Annotated in this window: 15 protein-coding genes; 2 read left to right on the forward strand and 13 right to left on the reverse strand. The window is 63.2% G+C overall.

Features of this window, described 5'->3' with window-relative positions; translation table 11 throughout:
• Nucleotides 1-4: 4 nt before the first annotated feature.
• Both AKL25_RS13765 and AKL25_RS13770 read right to left on the reverse strand, forming a co-directional pair.
• Nucleotides 5-1,384, reverse strand: a complete 1,380-nt coding sequence (locus AKL25_RS13765; protein WP_205627252.1) for an MFS transporter — start codon at nt 1,382-1,384, stop codon at nt 5-7.
• 92 nt (nt 1,385-1,476) lie between these two features.
• Nucleotides 1,477-2,883, reverse strand: coding sequence for an MmgE/PrpD family protein (locus tag AKL25_RS13770; RefSeq protein WP_050478259.1), 1,407 nt, complete (start codon nt 2,881-2,883; stop codon nt 1,477-1,479).
• Nucleotides 2,884-3,101: 218 nt separating this feature from the next.
• On the opposite strand from AKL25_RS13770, the gene AKL25_RS13775 reads away from it, so the two are divergent.
• On the forward strand, nt 3,102-4,073 hold the full coding sequence (locus tag AKL25_RS13775) for a LysR family transcriptional regulator (protein WP_050478260.1): 972 nt from the start codon (nt 3,102-3,104) through the stop codon (nt 4,071-4,073).
• Between the two features lie 52 nt (nt 4,074-4,125).
• On the opposite strand, the gene AKL25_RS13780 is transcribed toward AKL25_RS13775, so the two are convergent.
• The 10 genes from AKL25_RS13780 to AKL25_RS13825 all read right to left on the reverse strand — a co-directional run bounded on the left by AKL25_RS13780 (nt 4,126) and on the right by AKL25_RS13825 (nt 14,120).
• Nucleotides 4,126-4,560: a YeeE/YedE family protein gene (locus tag AKL25_RS13780; RefSeq protein ID WP_050478261.1), complete on the reverse strand. Its 435-nt coding sequence runs from the start codon at nt 4,558-4,560 to the stop codon at nt 4,126-4,128.
• Between the two features lie 10 nt (nt 4,561-4,570).
• Nucleotides 4,571-5,068: a YeeE/YedE family protein gene (locus AKL25_RS13785; RefSeq protein WP_338034488.1), complete on the reverse strand. Its 498-nt coding sequence runs from the start codon at nt 5,066-5,068 to the stop codon at nt 4,571-4,573.
• A gap of 42 nt (nt 5,069-5,110) precedes the next feature.
• Nucleotides 5,111-5,797 carry a GntR family transcriptional regulator gene (locus AKL25_RS13790; protein ID WP_050478263.1) on the reverse strand — a complete coding sequence of 229 codons (687 nt, stop codon included), beginning with the start codon at nt 5,795-5,797 and terminating at the stop codon, nt 5,111-5,113.
• Between the two features lie 152 nt (nt 5,798-5,949).
• On the reverse strand, nt 5,950-7,206 hold the full coding sequence (locus AKL25_RS13795) for an amidase (RefSeq protein WP_050478388.1): 1,257 nt from the start codon (nt 7,204-7,206) through the stop codon (nt 5,950-5,952).
• Nucleotides 7,207-7,296: 90 nt separating this feature from the next.
• Nucleotides 7,297-8,280, reverse strand: coding sequence for an ABC transporter substrate-binding protein (locus tag AKL25_RS13800; protein WP_083444707.1), 984 nt, complete (start codon nt 8,278-8,280; stop codon nt 7,297-7,299).
• Complete coding sequence (locus AKL25_RS13805) at nt 8,262-9,023, reverse strand: ABC transporter permease (protein WP_050478266.1); 762 nt, start codon at nt 9,021-9,023, stop codon at nt 8,262-8,264. Before AKL25_RS13805 ends, AKL25_RS13800 begins: the two co-directional genes overlap by 19 nt.
• Before the next feature lie 17 nt (nt 9,024-9,040).
• On the reverse strand, nt 9,041-9,844 hold the full coding sequence (locus AKL25_RS13810; RefSeq protein WP_050478267.1) for an ABC transporter ATP-binding protein: 804 nt from the start codon (nt 9,842-9,844) through the stop codon (nt 9,041-9,043).
• Nucleotides 9,845-10,248: 404 nt separating this feature from the next.
• Entirely contained in the window at nt 10,249-11,727 is a 1,479-nt protein-coding gene (locus AKL25_RS13815; RefSeq protein ID WP_050478268.1) for a surface lipoprotein assembly modifier, read from the reverse strand.
• An 82-nt stretch (nt 11,728-11,809) separates the two neighbouring features.
• A complete protein-coding gene (locus tag AKL25_RS13820; protein WP_157050645.1) occupies nt 11,810-13,336 on the reverse strand; it encodes a HupA family protein in 1,527 nt (508 codons plus the stop codon).
• A gap of 136 nt (nt 13,337-13,472) precedes the next feature.
• Nucleotides 13,473-14,120, reverse strand: coding sequence for a response regulator (locus tag AKL25_RS13825; protein WP_050478272.1), 648 nt, complete (start codon nt 14,118-14,120; stop codon nt 13,473-13,475).
• 165 nt (nt 14,121-14,285) lie between these two features.
• On the opposite strand from AKL25_RS13825, the gene AKL25_RS13830 reads away from it, so the two are divergent.
• Nucleotides 14,286-16,082, forward strand: a complete 1,797-nt coding sequence (locus AKL25_RS13830) for an ATP-binding response regulator (protein WP_050478273.1) — start codon at nt 14,286-14,288, stop codon at nt 16,080-16,082.
• Between the two features lie 77 nt (nt 16,083-16,159).
• Here AKL25_RS13830 and AKL25_RS13835 read toward each other — a convergent pair whose 3' ends face one another.
• Nucleotides 16,160-21,076 carry a putative Ig domain-containing protein gene (locus AKL25_RS13835; RefSeq protein ID WP_050478275.1) on the reverse strand — a complete coding sequence of 1,639 codons (4,917 nt, stop codon included), beginning with the start codon at nt 21,074-21,076 and terminating at the stop codon, nt 16,160-16,162.
• Nucleotides 21,077-21,180: the final 104 nt, after the last annotated feature.

Here is a 21,180-nt window from a genome sequence, read left to right on the forward strand (position 1 = left end):
CGTTTCAGACAGGGTGCGACGCCGCCGCTTCGCGGTCGATGGTCGAGCTGTGGCGCGTCTCGGGCATCACAATATACGTCACGAGCGAAATCGCTGCACACAGGCTGGCATAGTAGAAGAACCAGGGCTCGTGGCCGGACGCCTTCAGACGCAGCGCGACGAACTCGGTGGTGCCTCCCATCACCGCCGTGACGATGGCGAAGGGCAGGCCCACGCCCAGTGCGCGCACCTTGGCTGGAAACAGTTCCGACTTGACCAGCCAGTGGATCGAGCTGAAGCCGCTGAGTATTCCCAGCGCCGCCAGATTCAGCAGGAAAGCGGTGCCAAAGCTCTTGGTGTTGCCCAGCGCATGCATGATAGGGATGGTCAGGAAGGTGCCGCCGAAACCGAAGATCATCATCACCTTGCGGCGGCCGATCACATCCGACAGCAAACCGTAGAGCGGCTGGAACACCATGTAGATTAGCAGCGCAATCGTCGCAATCAGCGTCGCCTCGTCGCGGCTGAAGCCGCTGGTGTTGACCATGTACTTTTGCAGGTAGATGGTGAAGGTGTAAAACGCCACCGTACCGCCGACGCTGATGCCGACGCTCCAGATCACTTCGCGGCGATGGCGCAGCAAGACCTTGAGCAGACTTTCGCCGGAACGCTTGCCGCCGTGACCATGCTTGATGAAGGAATCGGTCTCGGCGATGCCGCGGCGCAGATACATCGCAAACACCGCCAGCAGGCCGCCGATGAAAAAGGGAATGCGCCAGCCCCAGGCTTCCAGCTGTTCCGGCGTCAGCAATGCGCGCTGCAGCAACAGCATCAGGCCCAGCGCCAGCAGCTGGCCCATCACCACGGTCACCTGCACGAAACCGACGAAAAAGCCGCGACGTCCCGGCGGCGCCATTTCACTCAGATAAGTGGCGCTGGTGCCGGCTTCGCCGCCCATGCTGAAGCCTTGCAGCAGGCGTGCAAACACAAGGATCGCCGGCGCCGCGATGCCGATGGTGGCGTAGGTCGGCGTTAGCGCAATGATCAGCGAGCCGACGCTCATCATTGCCACCGACAGGCTCAGCGCCAGACGGCGGCCGTAGCGATCGGCCAGCGTGCCGATCAGCCAGCTGCCGAGCGGCCGCACCACGTAGCCGACCGAGGCGATGGCGGCGGCGTTGAGCAACTGCACCGTCATGTTCCCGCCGGGGAAAAAAGCCTTGCTGAAGTAGATCGAAAAGATGGAATACGCGAGGAAGTCGTACCACTCGATCACGTTGCCGGCGCTGCCGCCGATGATGGAGCGCAGGCGGCCCGGTGTGGATTGTGCGGATTGTGTCGATGATGCCGATGCTGCGGACTGCGGATGCGCAGCACCATCGGGTGCTTGCGAAGTTGCGTTCATGTTGTCTCCTGTGTAGGGCAGGCGGGACTCTGGCGTCCCGTCTTGTGCGTTGTGAGCTTGGCGGCGCCCGCAAGGGCGCGCGTGATTTCCGGTTATTGCGGTACGGCCAGCAAATTCACCAGATCGCCGGCGTTGCTCATCTTTTCTGCCTGCATGACTTGTTCAATAATGCGCTCGCTGTGCACCGCCGACAGCCGGTGCGAAGTCAGCTTGCGGAATTTGGCGATCACCTGTCCGGCCGAAGCGAAGGAATGTTCGCTGCCGCGCGGCGTCTCCACGGTTTCCGTGAGCACCGTGCCGTCGCGCAGCGTGACCTTCACGTGCACCATGTGGCGATAGACCGAACCGCGCGCCGTGATGGCCGGATCCTCGATCACCTCCACCAGTTGCGAGACGCGGATGCGTTCCGGATCGGTGACTTTCTCTTCGGTGAACTGCTCGACGAAGGCATCGCCGTCCAGCAGCAGCGTCGCCACGCAATACGGCAGGTTCAACTGGGCCGAGGTCAGGCCTTGCGGCACATATTTCCAGCCGACGTGATCCACCGTGACGCGCGAGCCCTGCACCTGCACCTTTTCCACATCGGCCACGCCGAAGGGATGGCGCGCCTGCATGTTGCGGATGGCGTCCAGCGTGGTGTGGTTGCTGCCGACGCAGGAATAAAACTTCAGCGCAATCTGCGTCGTCTCGAAGCGATCGCCCAGACCGGCGGTCAGCTTGTGCATGTCGAAGCGGTCGGTGGAGCGCGAGAAGGTCGAGCAGAATCCGCCGTAAGGATTTTCAAACACATCCATGATGCCGGTGAAGCCCTTGCGCGCCAGCAGTGCGCCGTACAGGCCGCTTTGCGACGCCCGTCCCGCATGCATGCGCTTGACCATGGCGCCGAACTGCGCCGCCATCAGGCCCGACGCCTGCGTACCGGCGATGCCCAGCGCGTGCACGGTTTGCTCCGGCGTCAGTTTCAGCGCGGCAGACGCCGCCGCCGCCGCCGAAAACACGCCGACGGTGGCGCCCGAATGCCAGCCCTGGGCGATATGTTCCTGGCCCATGCACATGCCGACGCGCGGGCCGATTTCGTAACCGGCGACACAGGCGGTGAGGAACTCGCGGCCGCTCATGCCGGGATTGATCTCCGCCGCGGCGAACAGCGACGGCAACGTCACCGCGCCGACGTGCAGCACGCCGACGCGATGCACGTCGTCCAGCTCGAAGCTCTGCACCAGCGTGCCGTTGACCAGCGCGGCATGCGGCGCCGACAGGCGTTGGCCGGTGCCCCACACGGTGCAGCCGCCGGCGGTGGTGTCCACCTCGCCCAGGGTTTCCATCAGGATGCGGCTCCACGGCAATTGCGATCCGTAGATCGCGCAGCCGAGCGAATCGAGCATCAGCAGCTTGATGCGCTCGATCACCGGCGCCGGGATGGCGTCGTAACGCAGCGTGCTGACGAAGTCGGCAATGCCGCGGGTATAAGGGTTCTGAAGCTGGTCGGAATGACTCATAAGCAATTGACGTAGTGAAGGCAGGATTAGGTCGCAGCCGTCGAAACAAGATTCCGCCATGGAGGAGGCAAGAACGACGCGCTTTGTGGTGACGTCAGTATTGGTCCCCGGACATTCGTTTGTAAATTGCAGGTTTCGTGTTTATTATTGCGTTTCAGGAAGTAATCGCAAGACGGAGACGTACACAAGAAAGAGGCTGCATCCATGAGTCAACAGCAATGAGTCAGAAACAATTCGCCGGTGTCGATCTGGACGGCGTGCGCGGCTTCGTTGCCGTGGCCGAACGCCAGACCTTTGCCGACGCCGCGCTGTCGCTCAACATTTCCGCCTCGGCGCTGACGCGCCGCATCCAGCGGCTGGAAACGGCCATCGGCACGCCCCTGCTGGAGCGCACCACCCGGCGCGTGGCGCTGACCCCGGCGGGCCAATTGTTCCTGCCGGGCGCGCAACGCAGCCTGCAGGAACTGGGCGCCGCGCTGCGCCAGGTCGAGGACGCCGGCAACACGCGGGTCGGGCAGATCGTCGTCGCTTGCATTCCCACCGTCGCCAAGCAGCTGCTGCCGCGCATCATCCGCGACTACCGGCTGCATCGTCCCGACGTGCGCATCCGCATGATCGACGGCACCGTTGAAGTGGTGGCGCGCAATGTGCGCGACGGTACGGCCGACCTCGGGCTGACGTTTCCCACGCTGCCCGAACCCGATTTCGTTTTCGATGCCCTGGTCACCGATCCCTATTGCCTGGTCTGTCCCACGGATCATCCATTGGCGCAACTGAGCACCGTGCGATGGGAAGATCTCAAGCCCTACCAGCTCATCATTTCCGGTTCCGGCAGCGGCAACCGCATCATCCTCGACCAGGCGCTGCAGAGCATCAACTGGCAGCCCGAGCGTCCGGTCGAGATCGAACATCTGACCACCTCGCTCGGTCTGGTGGAAGCAGGGCTGGGGATTTCGGTGGTGCCGCAGTCGGCCCTGCCGGAAGAGCCGCGCTCGCGCATCGCGATCCGTCCGCTGGTTGATCCCGTAGTGGCGCGCACCATCGGCCTGGTGCGCCGGCGCGGCGTGACGCTCACGCCGGTGGCGCAGCATTTCCTGCGCACCGTGCGGCGCATGGCGCCGGAGCTGGAACGGGAGAGTGAGGAATACAGTCGGCGGCTGGCGCAGTTGTCGTCAGCTGGTGCCAAATAGAGGTGCGGGAAATCAGAAAGAGGGTCTCATCGTTGAGATCCTCATGGTGCGTCTAGCGTATTTGCTTCTTCGCAGAAGCAACACGCTCCAGAATCTCAAAGATCGCCATCCCGGCCAACATGGCGATGGTGAACAGCACCGGCTTCATGCTGCCCGTGGCCAGCGATGCCAGCGCCGGACCGGGGCAATAACCGGCAAGTCCCCAGCCTGCGCCAAACAGCAGCGCACCAGCGATGAGGCGGCGGTCGATGCGGGTGCCTGTCGGCAGGTGCAGGGGCGCGCCCGTCAGCGATTGTTTTCTTGCGCCGATAAAGCGAAACACCGGAAACCCGATCAGAATCGCACCGGCCATGACGAACGCCAGCGAGGGATTCCAGCTGCCGGCCAGATCCAGAAAGCCGGTTACTTTCGCAGGATCGGTCATGCCCGATACGATCAGTCCGATGCCGAAGATCAATCCGGCGATGAGTGCCGTCACGATATACATACGGTTCTCCTCAGCCGAGCAAATGGCGCACGACAAACACGGTGACGAACCCGGCCGCCATGAAGGTGATCGTCGCTGCCAGTGAACGCACCGACAGCCGCGACAAGCCGCATACGCCGTGTCCGCTGGTGCAGCCCGAGCCGTAGCGCGTACCCAGCCCCACCAGCAAGCCCGAGATGATCAGCGTCGGCGTGCCGGCTTCGATGCTGACGGTTGGCAACGATGCTACAAGACCATATGCCAGCGGGGCGATAAGCAATCCTGCGATAAATGCCACGCGCCAGAAGACCTCTCCCTTTGATGGCCGCAACAGTCCACCCAGGATGCCGCTGATACCCGCGATCCGGCCGTTGAGCAAAATCAGCAACGCCACGGCCAGCCCGATCAGCAGCCCGCCGGCAAGAGAAGTCCAGGGTGTAAAGCCAGCCCAGTCGATGTGCATGTGTATCTCTTTCTGAATAGAGGGCGTCCGGAGAACGCGGCCCCGGCGCGACGCCAGCAGCATCATCGCATAAGTCCGATGCTGCCGAAGCGAGAAGACAAGCGCGGCTTATCTGGCTGATGTCTTTGCCGGTGCGGCCATCTGCCGCAAGGTCTTCTCGTTGACCGAATCCTGAATGGCGGCCAGGGTTTGCTCCAGATGCTGCTTGACGATTTTTTGCACCAGCCGGCCGTTCTTCTTGTTGAAGCCTTCGAGGATCATGCCGTGTTCTTCGTTGTCCACCTGCAGGATCTTGGGATGCATGAAGATGGAGAGCGACACATAGGGCTCGGCGACGACCAGCAGGTTTTTCACGATCTCGTAGAGCCGCGAATCTTCCTCGCTCATCATCAGCTTGATGTGGAATTCGCGGTTCAGCGCCGACCATTGATGCGGGTCGGTGGAGGCGCACATTTCTTCGTGGATGGCGTTCGCCGCTTCCAGCGATTCAGGGGTGATCAAGCTTACGGCTTTCTTTGCCAGCAGCGGCTCCAGCGCGATGCGCAGTTCGTAGATTTCTGCGACGTCTTTCACCGTCAGCCCTTTGACCACCACGCCCTTGTTGGCATCGATCAGGACCAGGCCTTCCGAACGCAGGCCGCGGAAGGCTTCGCGCACCGGCGTGGTGCTGACTTCAAAACGCTTGGCGACTTCGTCCTGCCGCAGCTTGTCGCCGGGACGGTATTTGCCGGCAAGGATGTCGTTTCTCAGCAGGCTGAGAACGTGTTGTTCAATGGTCTTGAAGGCTTTCGGCATGCGCGGCTTCTATGGGGTGTCTCGGCTGGCGGGCGATGTTCTGGTTCGCCGGTGCTTGCGGCTCAATCGGTTGAGCTCTTGCTATGTTGCTGCAGGCGTATTTTGTCTTGCATGGTGAACCGGCGCAAGCACCGCGCCGGTCCACGTCAGCATCAGAGCGAAGCCGGTTTCATCGACGGCAGGATGGTGCTCAGCCACTGGCCGGTTTGCAGCAGCGCCAGATCGCCGTCGGCGCGTCCGATCAGCTGCACGCCGTAGGGCAGGAAGTCGGCCGAGAAACCTGACGGCGTCGTCACCGCCGGCAAGCCGAGCAGCGTCGCCGGTGCGCAGAAGGACGCGTCGCCGGTCTTCTCCAGTCCCTTGAGCGCCGTGGTCGGCGAGGTGATCGTCATGATCGCATCGAGGTCCTTCAGCAAGGCATCGCGCCCGGCGCGCAGCACGCCGACCTGTTCGATCAGACCCAGATAGGTTTCTTTGGATATCGTCGCGCCGCGGCTCACCAGCTCCCGCGTGTAAGGACCGGCCAGTGCTTCGTCGTCCTTGATGTCGTCGTGAATCGCGGCGCGCGCCTCGTAGGCGAGCACGTCAACCACCAGCGTGTTGAGAGCGCGGATGTCCATGCCCAGATCGGCGTCGACGCATTCCACGCCGAGCGCTTCCAGACGGCGCACCACGGCGTCGAAGTTCTGCTGCACATCGCCTTCCACCTGCGCCCATTGCGAGGAGCGATAGACGCCGATCTTGCGCGGCTTCACGCCTGCAGCAAATGCCTTGGCCGATGCCGGCGCCGCGATCGCGTTGTCGCGCGCGATGATCGCGTGGCAGACGGCGGCCCAGTAGAAGCTTGATGTGATGAAGCCCAGATGATCCAGCGTCGGCGCCAGCGCATGCACACCCTCGGTAGGGATCAGGCCGTAAGTCGGTTTGTAGCCCACCGCACCGCAGTACGATGCGGGACGGATCACCGAGCCGACCGTCTGCGTGCCCAGTGCGATCGGCACGATGCCGGCGCCGACGGCTGCCGCCGAGCCGCTCGACGAGCCGCCCGGGCTGTGTCCGGTATTCCATGGATTGACGGTAGGGCCCGGATCGCGCCAGGCGAACTCCGTGGTCACCGTCTTGCCGAAAATCACCGCGCCCGCTGCGCGCAGCTTGCTGACGATCCAGGCGTCCTTCTGCGGTTGATAGCCCTGAAAAATCTTCGAACCGTAAGTGGTCGGCATGTCGGCGGTGTCGATCAGATCCTTGACCGCCACCGGGATACCGGCCAGCGGACCCGTGCCGGCGTCGACGTCGGGATAGGCGTCCGGACGATGGGTGAAGGCCTTCAGCGTGCCCTCGATGCGGTCCGCCGTCGCGACCGCCATCGCCAGCGCCGCCTGGTTTGTCTCTTGCGTGTATGTGCTCATGATCCGCTCTTCAGAATGAATGGCAAAGTTGCCGACCGGATGCACCAGGCATACCGGTCTGCCCACTTGTTTTGCTACTTGCCTTGCTACCTACTTGCTCGCCTTTTCGGCAAAGCTGTTGTCCACCGCGCTATCGTAAGTGACTTCGCCCGCCTTGATGTTGCCGATGGAAATCTGCAGGTCAAGACCGGCCTGGAATGCCTGCTTGGAAATCGACGGCGTTGCCGGATAAATCTTCTGATCCAGCAGGCGCTTCACGGCGGCTTCCACCACGCTCTTGTCCAGCGAAGGGAATTCCGCCACGGCGACACGATACGCCACTTGCGGATTGCTCTGCATCAGCTTCTCGGCGTCGGCGATGGCGCTGACAAAACCCTGCACCACTTGCGGACGTTTCTGGATCGTCGACTTCAGCGTGTCGATGGTCGAGAATGCATACACGCCGTCATACTGTTTGGCGAAGTCGTAGACGATCTTGTAGCCGTTCGCCAGGGCCTGCTCCACCTGCGGCTGATACAGCGTCGCCGCAGCAGCGCGGCCGGCGGTCACCGGCGAGATTTCGGTGCCGATCGAGACCGTGTTGAGCTTGACGTTGGACAAGCCCTTTTCCTTCAGCAGATTCTGCAGCAGGTAGGTGCTGGTCGACGGCGGCAGCGCAGCGGAAATCGTCTGGTCCTTGAGATCGGCGATCGACTTGATCGGCGAATTCGGCGGCGCCACCATCCACACCGGCACGCCCGACACCACCATCGCCACGTTCACCAGCGATGCGCCCTTGAGGTTGGCCAGCACCGCCGTCATCGGATCCTGCAGCGAGAAATCCGCATGGCCGCCGATCACCGCCGCCACGCCTTGCGCACCGCCGCCGGCAGTCACCTTCTGCACTTCCAGACCGTGCTTGGCGAACAGGCCTTCGTTCATCGCCACATACAGCGGCAGATACTGAATCGACTGGAAGGCCTGATAGATCACCGCCTTTTCTGCGGCATTGCTGACCGGCGCTGCAGCGCAAGCCGCCGCAATCAATGTGGCGCCAAACAAATTGCGAGCGTACTTCATTGTTGTACTTTCCATGAAACGATCCTCTCTTCGATTAATTGGACAACCCAGGTAAGAACTGCGGCCATCAGCGTCAGAATGATGACGCCCAGCCAGACACTATTGAGATCGAACAGCGAGCCGGCGACGAACACCGCATGTCCCAATCCGTTTTCGGATGCGATGAATTCGCCCACCACCGCGCCGATCAGCGCGAAGCCGATGTTGATGCGGAAGATGGAGAAGATCCACGGCACCGACGCCGGCACGATCAGCTTCTTGAAAATCATCGCGCGCGGCGCCTTGAACGACTTGAAAAGATTCAGTAAATCCTTGTCGACTTCCTGCGCCGCCGCGCAGGCCGAGATCATCGCCACCGCGAAGGTCGAGATGCCGGCCAGCCAGATTTTCGACACCATGCCCGAGCCGAACCAGATGATGATCAGCGGGCCGAGTGCGATCTTCGGAATGCTGTTGAGCAGGATGGAAAACTGTTCGACGATGTCCGAGGTGCGCGGATAGAACCACAGCACCAGCCCCAGCACGATGCCCAGGCCGCTGCCCAGCACCAGGCCGAACAGCGTCTCGCACAGCGTCACCCAGGTGTCGTACAGCAGCTGCCCCTTGGTCAGGCCGATCACGGCCGAATGGTAAATACCCAGCGGCGAACCGAGCAGCTGGCCGTTGATCAGGCCGGCCTGCGCCGCCATCTGCCACAGGATGACCAGCACAATCAGGATGGTGGTGACGATCATCGTCGCGCCATTACGTTTTTTCATGGAATCCTTTCCTTCGCTCAGATGGCGGCATGCGCAACATCGCTCGCACGCAGCGCATTCCAGATTTCCTTGTGAAACAAGGGAAACTCGGGCGCACCGCGCGCCGTCACTGCGTCGCGGTCGCCATCGGTGACGCCGTCGACGGTGAGCAGGATTTTTTCTTCGCGCGTGATCTTGGCCGGACGTCCGCCGAGCACCACGATGCGGTTGCTCATCGCGATGGCTTCGTCGATGTCGTGCGTCACCAGGATCACACTGGTGCCTTCGCTGCGGGTGAGGCTGATGACGTCGTTCTCCAGCATCAGCCGCGTCTCATAGTCGAGCGCCGAGAACGGTTCGTCCAGCAGCACCACCGACGGATCGGCCAGCAGCGTGCGCGTCAGGGCAACGCGCTGTTTCATGCCGCCCGACAGCGAATGCGGATAGGCGTTGGCCACCGACTCCAGGCCATAGCGGGCCAGCATCGCCCTGGCGCGCGTGCGGTCGGCCTCGGTCACCGCGCGGTGCAGTTCGATGCCGAGCACGGCGTTGTCGAGAATCGTGCGCCACGGCAGCAGCAAATCCTTTTGCAGCATGTAGGCGATGCTGCCCGGCGTGCCGTCGGCTTTTTCGCCCAGCGCGATCTTGCCGGCGCTCGGCGTCAGCAAGCCCGAGATCAGGTTGAACAGCGTGCTCTTGCCCGCGCCGCTGCGGCCGACGATGGCCACGATCTCGGCCTTGCCGACGCTGAAATTGAGGTTCTGAAAAATACGGATCTCTTCGCCGTTCGCCTTGATGAAGGCGTGGCTCAGATTCTGGACTTCGAGGCGGTTCTCCAACATTTGCTCCGTTAAAAAATGCCGGCGTTGCCGCCGGCGGATGAGTCAAAAGTGTTGCCTGATGTTTCTTTTGGATAACTATGCATAATGCATAATCCATCGTGGTGAACACGACACCAAGCAGAAGCCGTGCCAGAAAACGCGCACAACTGGGCGGTGGAAAATGGAACCGGCGGGAGGCGTAGAAGCGGCGCGGGGTCTGGCCTGCAGGGCTGTCCGGTGTTCAGCTTGAAAGCTGCGTGAACGGCGGCGGGTGAAGCTGGAAGAGGTCGCACACAATACGTGCGAAGACGAGGTTATTCACAAAGTTGGCGCGTGCGTCGCGGTGTGCTGAAGTTGCGTTGACGTTGTACCAATCCTGCGCCGGCACAATCGTTTACGTCTGATCGTTGCGCATCCGGCGTAAATCAGAATTGCATCTGCACGCCCAGGCTGGCCATGTTGCGGCGGAAGTAGCCGTAGGCGATGTTGGAAGGATTGTCGATGTGCGTGTATTGCGCGCGCACCACCATATTGCGGCCGGCGTAGCGGCTGATGTCCCATAGCGCCGACAGCGAGCTGACTACCTGGCGATCGGTGCGCGGCTGTGTAAACAGCGGCATGGTCTGATCGTAGTGCACGTCGGTGTAACTGAAGTTGGCGCCGAGCAGCAGGTCAGGCCGGATACGGTATTGCAGATAGGCGCTGGGGCCGGACAGGCGGCGCGAATACACGGCAGCCTGAGCTTGCTCTCGCTGCAGCAGATACTCGCCGCCTACTTGCAGGTCGGGCGCCAGCTGCGCGATGGCGCCCACGCCGCCTTGCCAGGCATCGGCGTTGCGCGTGCTATCTGTGTGGACTGTACGTTTGGCATAGCCGGCAGTGGCCGTCAGCGAGACGGTGTCGCTGATGGCGCGCGCGACGCGTCCCACGATGCCGGGCGTAGTTTCCTGCAGGCGTCCGTCGAGACGGGTATAGCGCACGTTGGGTTGCAGGCTGGCGGACCATGCCTGATGACTATAGACCAGCGCCGTCGCCAGGGTGGTGCTGTCGTTGTTGTAGTCCTGGCGATCGAAGTAGCCGGTGCCGAACCACCCGGCCTGGAACAGCAGCGAGAAACGATCGTCGAGTCGCAGCGCGTAGCTGCCGTTCAGACCCAGCGCGGCGCCGGCGGATTCGCGCGGCATGGATTCCTGCAGCAGGTCGAAGGTGACCGGAATGCCGCCGATCACTGCCGGCACGCTACGCGACACCGGGCCGGCGTTGGTGTTGTCGTCCCAGGTCAGCCCGGCATACAGCTGCACCGCCCACGGCTTGTCTTTTGAATTCAGGCTGGCCGAAACCGGATCGTTGGGACGCAGCCGCGAGGCCAGCAGGTCGAGGTCCGTACGCGCCTGGCCTTCGCTGGCGTCGGCCGCCTGTCCCAGCAACGGCGCGGCATCCCCCTGGCGACCCATGGCCAGATACAGCCCGGCCAGTTCGATCTTCGGCGTGGCATCGGCCGGCGCCAGCGCGATCGCGCGCCGATAGTATAGCTCGGCCTGGACGCGGTCATGCGTGGCGCTGGAGCAGCGTCCCAGCAGCAGCATGCGCTCGGCTTCGGTGTCGTCCACCGGCGGCGTGTCTTTCAGCATGGCGCAGGCCAGATCGGGACGCCGCTCGGCGAAGGCGCGCCGTGCGAAGGCAAGTTCGGTGGCGTTTTGTTGTTCTACCGCAGCCATCGGAGTAATCGCTGTATCCGCCTCAGCGGCATACGCCTTGCCCGCGGCGGCGGTAATACACAAGACCATCGTCAGCCACGCGACCTGCGGCAGTTTGCTGAAGCGTGCAGGACAATTCTCCGGCGCAGCAGAAGAGCTGGAAGGCCAGGAAGGCTTGAAATGGCGGGGCTGAAAAGAAGCGCGCATCGGTGTCAGTTCAAAGAGATGGGATCAGAAATGCAATCGCCTGGCGGCATGGCGGCGAGACGTCGCCAGCAGTGCAGCGGCGTCATTGCTTGGCCTTGAACGTGCCGGTTGCGCTCAGCGAACCGCCGGTGTTCTGCATGGACCAGGCGCCTGCCAGTTGTTCTGCCGCAGGACCGAAGAACTGCCCGTTCATGATGAAGCCGGTGACGTTTTGTCCCGCATAGGTGCCGGACATGGAGCCGCCGACGTAGCCGCCCAACAGCGTCAGGTTGAACGACGTGCTGCCCTGATTGCCGTTGAACGTGATGCCGCCTGCGATGCTCGGCGCGCCGCTCCGGATGGTGGCAAAATTGACCGATGCCGACAGGGTTCCGCCGATACTCGCTCCGGAATTGAGCGTGCCGTTGACCGGGCCGGTGTAGGTCGCCGACAAGGAAGACGGAATACTCGCCAGCGGGGTGACCAGACCGGCCGTGACATAGTTAAAGGCCTGTTGCTGGGCGGCGGTGGCGGCCGTGGAGGCTTGCTGCTGCTGTTGCTGTTGCAGCGCGCTTTGCGTTGTCGTGGAAGTGCCGTCGCCGCTCGAGACTGCGGCGGCAGCAGCGACGGCGATGGCCAGGGCACCGGCCGCTACTGCGCCGGTGGATACTCCGGCGATGCCAACGGTAGTGACGCCGCTGGCGCCTGCAGCGGTGGCGCTGGTGGGCTCAGAACTCGCGGGCGTGCTGGAACCGCTGCCGTTCCCGGGGGTGGCGCCGCCGGCAGGAGATTGAGGCGCCCCGCCTTCCGGGGCGGCGTCCGCTGTGCGTGCAGCACCGGTCGAGGCGGTCGAGGCGGCCGGTATCGCGGCTTGCGCCTGGGCGGCGCCGTCGCCTTGGCCGGCTGCCAGATGCATCATGACTTCGCTGGTCGTAGCCGGTTTGGCGGGCGACTTGCCAGGCGATTTTTCGACGCCCGGTCTGGCGATTTCCTGCGATTGCGATTCCGGCGCGGTCGTCATCTTGCTACCGGGCGAGGTCTTGGTCTCAGGCTCGTTCTTTGATTCGGTCTGTGTTTTGGTCTGTGTTTTGGTGCTTTCCGGGCTGTTCACCGGACTCCCCGCTGGGTTCCCTGATTGCGCCAGCATCGATTGCACGGACTGCGCGATCTGCTGCAAGAGTTGCTGCTGCTCTTGCGACGTCGATGACGATTGCCCCTGCTTTGCCGGCTGCGCCAGCGCTTGCGTCACTTTTGCGAGCGCGGTCAGGCTTTGCTCCACTTGCGCTAATTGCTGTTTTTGTTCCGCTGTAGGTCGGGGATTCTGTTGCAGTTGCTGACGCAGCACGGTCAGTGCGGCGCTGAGCTTGCTGGCGTAGGCGAGGTTGGCGGCGGTGCCGTCAGACGACTGCTGCTTCTGCACCTGCGTCCGCTGCTGCTGTACTTGCTGCAGGGTCGTTTCCAGATCCATGGTCGCGATGTTGGCCGCGCTGATGCCCGGCAACGTCTGCGCCTGGACTGCATTCGTGAGACCGAGCAGAGGCAGCAGCGATGCGCCGATCAGTGAAGGAATGGGAAGCGCGCGGCTCCGGCGATGGCGCGGCCTGGCGACCGGCTGACGAGTGAATGGCATGCTGACCCCTTGGCGCTGCGCGATGATGCGCAACGATGTTTTTGTGCGCACTCATGTTACGAGTCGGCCACGCCGGGGTAAATACTGCATATGTAGTATTTAGGCATGCTGAAAAAGCTGTTGCCGCGATCCGGCCTCAGGACGAAAGCAGTTTGCTGCGCAGGGCATAGGCCGTGACTTCCGCCACGTTATGCAGTGACAGCTTGCTCATGAGATTCTGGCGATGCTTGCGTACGGTCAGCACGGAGAGATTCAGGCGGTCCGCAATATCGCTGCTGGATTCGCCGTGTGCGATAAGCGCCAGGATTTCCTGTTCGCGTGCCGTGATCGGCATTGCCGCAGCCTGCGCCGGCAGGTCCGCGCCATCCACACGTTCGGCAAAATCGCCCAGGCCCTTGCTCAGATAGACGATGCCCGAGAGCACCAGCGAGATCGCGTAGAGCAGTTCCTCGGCGTTTTCGTGCTTGAGCACATAGCCGTCCGCACCCGCTTCGAAGGCCGCCTTGACGGAAGCCGCGCCGGGGCTGGCGGTGAGGATCAGCACGCGCACCGCACGAGATGCCGTGGAGGACGCCTTGATCCGGCGCGTCAGCTCGATGCCGTGGCAACCCGGCAGGTCGAGATCAAGCAGCAGCAGGTCGGCCTCATGCTCCCGCAACAGCCGCTCGACATCACCGCCGTCGCCGGTGTCGGCCACCACCTGCAGATTGGACCTGCTGGAAATGAGCAGCTTCAGGCCGTCGCGAATGATGGCGTGGTCTTCGGCGAGCACAATTTTCTTCATGCTTTTGTTATCCCTTTATCAAGGCCTTGCGCCTTTTTCCCCGATCGCTGGTCGGCTTCCAACGCCGACAGTACGACGATATTACAATAAACTGTCATTCCGCCCGGCAAGTCCGCCGGCCTCCCGACCACGGCAGTCAAAGACCGCGAACCACGCCAAACAACAATGACGCGTCTGCTTCCCACTCAAAACCAGGCGGTGTACCTGGAACTGGTCAACACGCTCTACCGCCAGTCGCCACCGATTTTCTTCGGCAACATCATGGTGGTCAGTCTGACCATCTTCCTGCTCTGGGGCCAGCTTGCCCATACCCTGCTGCTGGGCTGGGCGGCATCGATTTATCTGCTCACGATATTGCGCATCATCGTGGTCTGGCGCGACCTGCGCGGTCCCGCCGGACGCCAGCCGACCTCCCGGCGCTGCTGGCGCTACGTTGCATGGGCGGCGGTTTCCGGTTGCCTGTGGGGTGCGATGGGATTGCTGTTCTTCGCGCCCGACAATGCAGTGGTCACGGTATACATCTGCATTGTCCTGGCCGGGATGACCGGCGGCTCGGTCGCCTCGCTGTCTTCCTTCTGGCCGGCCTACTACGCGTATGCCTTGCCGACCGTCCTGCCGTTTGCGATCCGATCGTTCGCGCATGGCACGCCGCTGTTCTCGGTACTCGGCGTGCTCTCGCTGTTTTTGCTGGGCGTGAATCTGGCGTACAGCCGCGTGATGCAACGCACGGTGCGCGACGCCATCGCGCTGCGATTTGAAAACGTCGAACTGATCCGCCAGCTGACCGAGGAAAAGGAACGCGCCGAGCAAGCCAATCGCAGCAAGTCGCAGTTTCTCGCGGCGGCCAGCCACGATTTGCGCCAGCCTGCGCATGCGCTCGGGCTTTACATCGCCACCTTGCGCACGGTCGCTCAGGCGCCGCGCATCGAACGCGGCACGGTCGACATGCTCGCCGGCCGGCTGCAATCGGCGCTGAGCAGCATGTCGCAATTGCTCAACGTATTGCTGGACATTTCACGTCTTGACGCCGGCGTCATCCAGACCGCAAAACGCCGTTTCGCCCTGCAGGAAATTTTCTCCGCGCTGGGTAATCAGTTCTCTCAGGCCGCCGCCGCCAAAGGACTGACACTCCACATCAGATCGACATCGGCCTGGACCGACACCGATCCTGTCCTGCTGCACAACATCCTGGCCAACCTGCTTTCCAACGCCGTGCGGTACACGGAAAAAGGAAAAATCCTGCTGGCGTGCCGGCGCCGCCAGGATCAGGATGCGCTGGACATCTGCGTATACGACACCGGCGTCGGCATCGCCGCTGATCAGTTCGAACCCATCTTTCGCGAGTTCTACCAAATCCACAATATCGCCCGCGATCGCGAGCAGGGGCTGGGCCTCGGCCTCGCCATCGTGCAGCGCACGGCCAGACTGATCGATACGCGCGTCGATCTGCGTTCGGTGCCGGGCAAGGGTTCCTGCTTTTATCTGCGTCTGCCGGATTGCCGCGCGCCCGGCATGGTGGTTGCCGAGCCGATAGCCGCCGGTTTACCCGCAAGTGTCGTCGACCGGACTGAGACCGTGCTGGTAGTGGACGACGACAAGCAAGTCCTCGACAGCATGCAGATCCTGTTGCAGAGCTGGGGCTACCGGGTGCTTGCCGCACGCTCACTGGAACAGGCGCTGGCCATGCTCGGCGACGATGCGGATCGCCCGCAACTGGTGGTCAGCGATTTCCGGCTGGCCGCCGACATTACCGGCATCGACGTGATCGGCGCCGTGCTCAGGACGCTGAACGCAGACGTGCCCGCCATCATCGTCACAGGCGATACCTCGCCGCAAGGCATCAGCCAGGCCAGCGCCAGCGGCTATCAGGTGCTGCACAAACCGCTGGATCCCTCGCAACTGCGCACGACCATGTCTCAGCTGCTGGCGGTTGCGCAAGAGGAACGGGCCGCATCAACGTAGGTGCCGAATATCCGCGCTTCGACCTGAGCGCCGATCGCGCGGTAGAAATCGCTATTGCGGTTTTGACCGCTTTACCTTCAACGCAACGGCACATTAATCCCCAGCAGCACTGAAGAATACCGGCCCTGGCCGACGTTCAGGTTGCTGCTGTAGTCGACAATCAGCGACGCGCCGTTGGACAGCAGCAGGCGCATGCCGAGACCGGCGGTCCAGTTGCCGGTGAAGCTGTCGTCCGAGCGGATCACGTAAGCCGGGCCTGACGACGCCAGGTCGGCATAGGAAATCCCCGCTTCGCTGGCGCCGGAAAACTGCCGGCGGTATTCCACCCGCGCGCGCGGCGTCCACATGCCGAAGCGGCTCAGGTACTGGCCTTCGGTGCGCAGGCCGAAAGTGCCGCTGCTGGTGCGCACGCGTTGTTTGAAGTAGGTCAGGGCGTTGTTGCCGGCGGCGGTTTCGGTGTATTGCGCCAGCGTGGTCGACGCCAGATCGACCTTGCCGTAGGGCGACCACATCCAGCTGTCGCCGCGGAATTCATAGCCGCTCGACAAGGCCACGAACAACTGATTGCCGCCGCGCTGACCGGTGGCGAAGCTGCCGTCGTCGGTAACATAGCGCGTCGAATCGAAATTGAGCGCGCCGTAGCCGAGCATGCCGTCGATGAAGATATTAGGCGTCGGTCGCACGCTGCCGTAGACGGTCGCGACCACGGCTTGTCCGACGGTCTTGCTGCCGTTGTCGCCGATATCGCTGCGGTCGCGGCTGTAGCCGGTGCCTACGCCGATCGTGAGCTGATCGCTGAGGCGATAGTCGGCGCCCATGCTGACGCCGTTGGTGGTGAAGCGGAATCCTTCCTGCTGGCCGTTGGTGTTGCGCTGGCCGAAGTCGACCGTGCCGGCGATCCACAGCGACAGCTGCTGTCTGGATTGCTCACGTTTGGACGGCAAGTCGGGCAAGGCGGCAAGGTCTTTGCTGTTTTCTGCAACTGCTTTGCTCTCCGGTTTGCTCGCCTGGCTCAGCAGCGGCCAGCCCACTTTGCGCATGCCGGCCTGCAACGGCGAACCGACCACGCGATCGACTTCGTCCTCGCTCCATTGCGCCAGCAGCGGTTTGACCGGCGCCGTCGGCTGGCCGAATCCCAGGCCGAAACTGGACGGCGCCCAGCCCGTGCCGTGCAGGCTTTCCAGGCGGCGGCTGAAGTTGCCCAGCTGTGCGGTGGCGAAACGGCTTGCAGTCTGGCCGTGCGCGGCGACCAGTCCTTTGACCTGCGGATCGTTAGCGGCATTGGCGCGGGTGCCGACGGTGATCGTGACGGTTGCGGCGGCGGAGGTTCCCGAGGCATTGCTCAGCGTATAGGTCACCGTGGCGACGCCGGAGAATGCCGCCGCCGGCGTGAAGTTCAGGCGATACGACGGACTGCCGGAGCTGGCGGCGTTGACGATGGCAGCGGTGCCGGCAGTTGAGGGATTGATTGCGCCGACGGCCGCAGCGGTGAACGGACCGCCGGTGGCGCCGGCCATTACATCCACCGTAGCCGTGGCGCCCGCAGCGACGGCCACACTCTGGTTCGATACGACCGGCACGGCGCTGGCGCTGACGGTGGCGGTAACGAGCGCCGATGCGCCGAATACGTTCGACAACGTGTAAGTGAATTGCACATTGCCGGTGAAGCCGGCGGCAGCGGTGTAGACGATATCGGTGCCGTTGACCACGGCGCTGCCGGAAGCCGGCGCACCGACGATCGTCACCGCCGTGATCGGACCGTTGGCCGCAGCTGCGCCGACATGCAGCGTCACCGATTGGCCTGCCATGACGCTGGCGCTTTGCGGCGGCGATGTCGGTACCGCCAGCGCCGCGACCGCGACTGTAACCGTGGCCGCGGACGAGGTGCCGCCCGGGCCGGTGGCAGTGTAAGTGAAGCTGTCGCTGCCGAAATAATTGGCGGTGGGGGTATAGACGATGTTCAAGCCGCTGACGACGGCGGCGCCATGTGCGGGATTGCCGGCGACGGTAATGCTGGCGATGGCGCCGGTGTCGTTGGTGGTGACCGGAATCGTCACCGCCTGGTTGGCATTGGTAGCGGCGCTGTCGGCCACGGCGACAGGGATTGCCTGGCCGACCGTCAGCGTGAAAGTCTGCGACTTGGTCGCGGGTGTCGGCGTGCTGCTGTCGGTGGCCGATGCCGTCACCGAGAAGCTGCCGTTCTGCGTCGGCGTGCCGGTGATCGTTGCGCCGGTGCTGCTGGTGCTGTACGTCAGGCCGGACGGCAAGCCGGTTACCGTAATCGCAGTGTAGGGCGCGGCGCCGCCGCTCCAGGTCAGCGTCTGGGTATAGCTCGTGCCTTGTGTGGCGCTCCATGTCGTGGACGGCGTAATGATCACTGTCGGCGCGCCGATTGTCACGGTCACCGTCGCCACGGTGGAGGTGCCGACGGCATTAGTGGCGGTATAGCTGAATGTATCCGTGCCGCTGTAGCCGGCGGTCGGCGTGTAGGTGAATCCCGTGACGCCGGAAGGCGACGCCGTACCGTGCGCCGCCGCCGTGGTGACGGTCAGCGAAGTCGGCGTGCCGCCGGTGATCGTGGCCGTGATGCTGTTGTTGCTGCTGCTGTAGCCGACCGTTGTACTGCTGTTGGCGGTCACCGGTTTGCCGGCGCCGACCGTGCCGCTGTAGACGTTCGTTGCGGTAACGTTGAAGCTGTCGGTGGAAGTTACCGAGAAATTGTACGCGCCGGCGGCCGTCGGTGTGCCGCTGATGAGGCCGGTGCCCGAGACGTTCAGGCCGGCCGGTGTCGCGCCGGCCGTGACGGTATAGGCGTACGGCGCGGTGCCGCCGGAAGTCGACAATTGCTGCGTGAAAGCGATGCCGACCTGAGGCGTGGTCAGCGAGGAGGGCGAGATGCCCAGTGTCGGATTGCCGACCGCCAGCGTGTAGGCGTTGGAGGTATTGAATGGTGCGCCCGCTCCGGTGGAACCGTCCTGGGTCTTGATCGTGAAATTGAAAGTCCCGCTTTGCGTCGGCGTGCCCGACAGTGTTCCGCCGGCGAGCGTCAGTCCGTTGGGCAGGGTGCCGGAGATCACGCTATACGTGTACGTCGGTATACCGCCGCTGCCGGTAAACGTCTGCGAATAGGCAACGCCGACAGTGGCGCCGGAGAGCGCGGGACCGGAAGGCGACAAGGTGAGCGCCGGCAGCGAAACGGTGATGGAGACGGTTGCCGTATTGGATGTGCCGACGGAATTGGTGGCGGTGTAGGTGAACGAATCCGGCCCGGCATAGCCCGGCGTCGGTGTATAGCTGAACGATGTTGCGCTGAGCACGCTGACCGTGCCGTGCGACGCGCCGGAGGCCACGGTCAGCGATGCCGCAGTGCCGCCGCTGGCGTTGATCGATGCCGCAATCGTGGTGGCGCTGCTGCTACCGGTGTTGTAAGCGACCGAGGAACTGACGGCGTTGGCAATCGGTGCGCCGGGGCCGATACCGCCGGACATAGGCAATGATACGGTGAAGCCATTGCTGTCGGTTGCGGTGATCGTGTACGAGTAGCTGCCGGCGACGGTCGGCGTGCCGGTGACGGCGCCGCTGCTGGCCGACAAGTTCAGTCCGGCGGGCAGGCTGGGGGTGGTGACGGCATAGGTGTAAGGAGCGGTGCCGCCCCCGGCGACGAACTGTATGGTGGGCGCAGGTACGCCACGTTCCAGATTGACGTTATTGGCAACCAGAGTAAGGGTGGGCGCTGTTACGCTCAACGTGTAGTTGCGCGAACCGGTGACAGCGGTGCCGGTGGAGCTGTCGGTCGCGTTGATCGTGAAAGAAAAGCTTCCGGCCTGGGTCGGCGTTCCCGACAGCGTCGCCGTGCCGGCATTGAAGCTCAGGCCGGTGGGCAAGGTGCCGGTCTGGCTGTAGGTATAAGGAGCGCTGCCGCCGCTGGCGCTGAATGACTGGCTGAATGCCGATGTCGTCGTCGCACTGAGTGCGGTTCCGCTTGGCGAGACCGTGACCGTCGGCGCCGTCATCGTCACGCTCACGGTTGCCGGCGCCGACGTGCCGCCCGCGTTGGTGGCCGTGTAGGTGAACGAATCCGGGCCGTTGTAGCCGATGGTCGGCGTGTACCGGATGGTGGTGCCGCTGATGAGGATCGCGCCGTGCAGCGGTGCCGTGGGGACCGCCACGGAAGCCACCGGACCGCCGCTGAGCGACAGTGTCGCCGCATTGAGGGTGCTGTTGTAGGCCACCGGCAGATTGACCGGGCCGGCCACCGGCGGCGGCAGGGGATCGATCGTCATGCTGTAGTTGGCTGTCGCGATGGCGGCCGTGCCGGAAGTGCTGTCGGTGACCACGATCCGGAAGGTGGCGGTGCCGGCGGTGGTCGGCGTGCCGGAAATTACACCGGTAGAGCTGTTGATGCCCAAGGGCGTGCCGCCTCCCGGAAAGCTGGTGGTGTCCATCGCATAGCTATACGGCGCAATACCGCCGCTGACGCTCATTTGCTGGGAGTAGGCGATGGTCGCCGTGCCGTTCGGCAGCGTCCCCGGCGAAATGACCAGCGTCGCCGCGCCGACATTCATCTGGTAGGCTTTGGTGAAGGTATTGGGCGTTGCCGCCGAGTCGGTGACCTTGATCGAAAAATTATAGCCGCCGGAGGCGGTCGCCGAACCGCTAAAGGCGCCGGTTGAACCATTGAAGGTGATGCCCGGTGGCAGCGAGCCTGCAACCAGCGCGTACGTATAGGGCGAAGTGCCGCCGGTAGTGCTCATCTGCTGCGTGAAGCTCTGCGCGACGACAGGATTGGCGGACGCCGTCGGGGACACTGTCAGCGGCGAGGTGGGAGCGCTGATCGTGATGTTGAATACCATCGGATTGTTGCTGTCATCCTTCAGGGTGAAGGTATCGGTCAGTTGACCGTTGCCGCTGTTGGAATAGTTGATCCATGTGTTGCTGTCGCCAGCCGCAAGGTCAGCTGCGACGAGAGAGCCGTTTGAGGGAGGGGTAATCACTCCATTCCAGCCAACCGAGCAATTGAAGTTAATCTGGACTTGCGTTCCGGACGGAACATTCGCGCTGATCGGTCCGCAAGCGTAGGCTGAGTTGAATCCACTCC

This window comes from Herbaspirillum rhizosphaerae (genome assembly GCF_001189965.1).
GTDB classification, from domain to species: domain Bacteria; phylum Pseudomonadota; class Gammaproteobacteria; order Burkholderiales; family Burkholderiaceae_D; genus Herbaspirillum; species Herbaspirillum rhizosphaerae.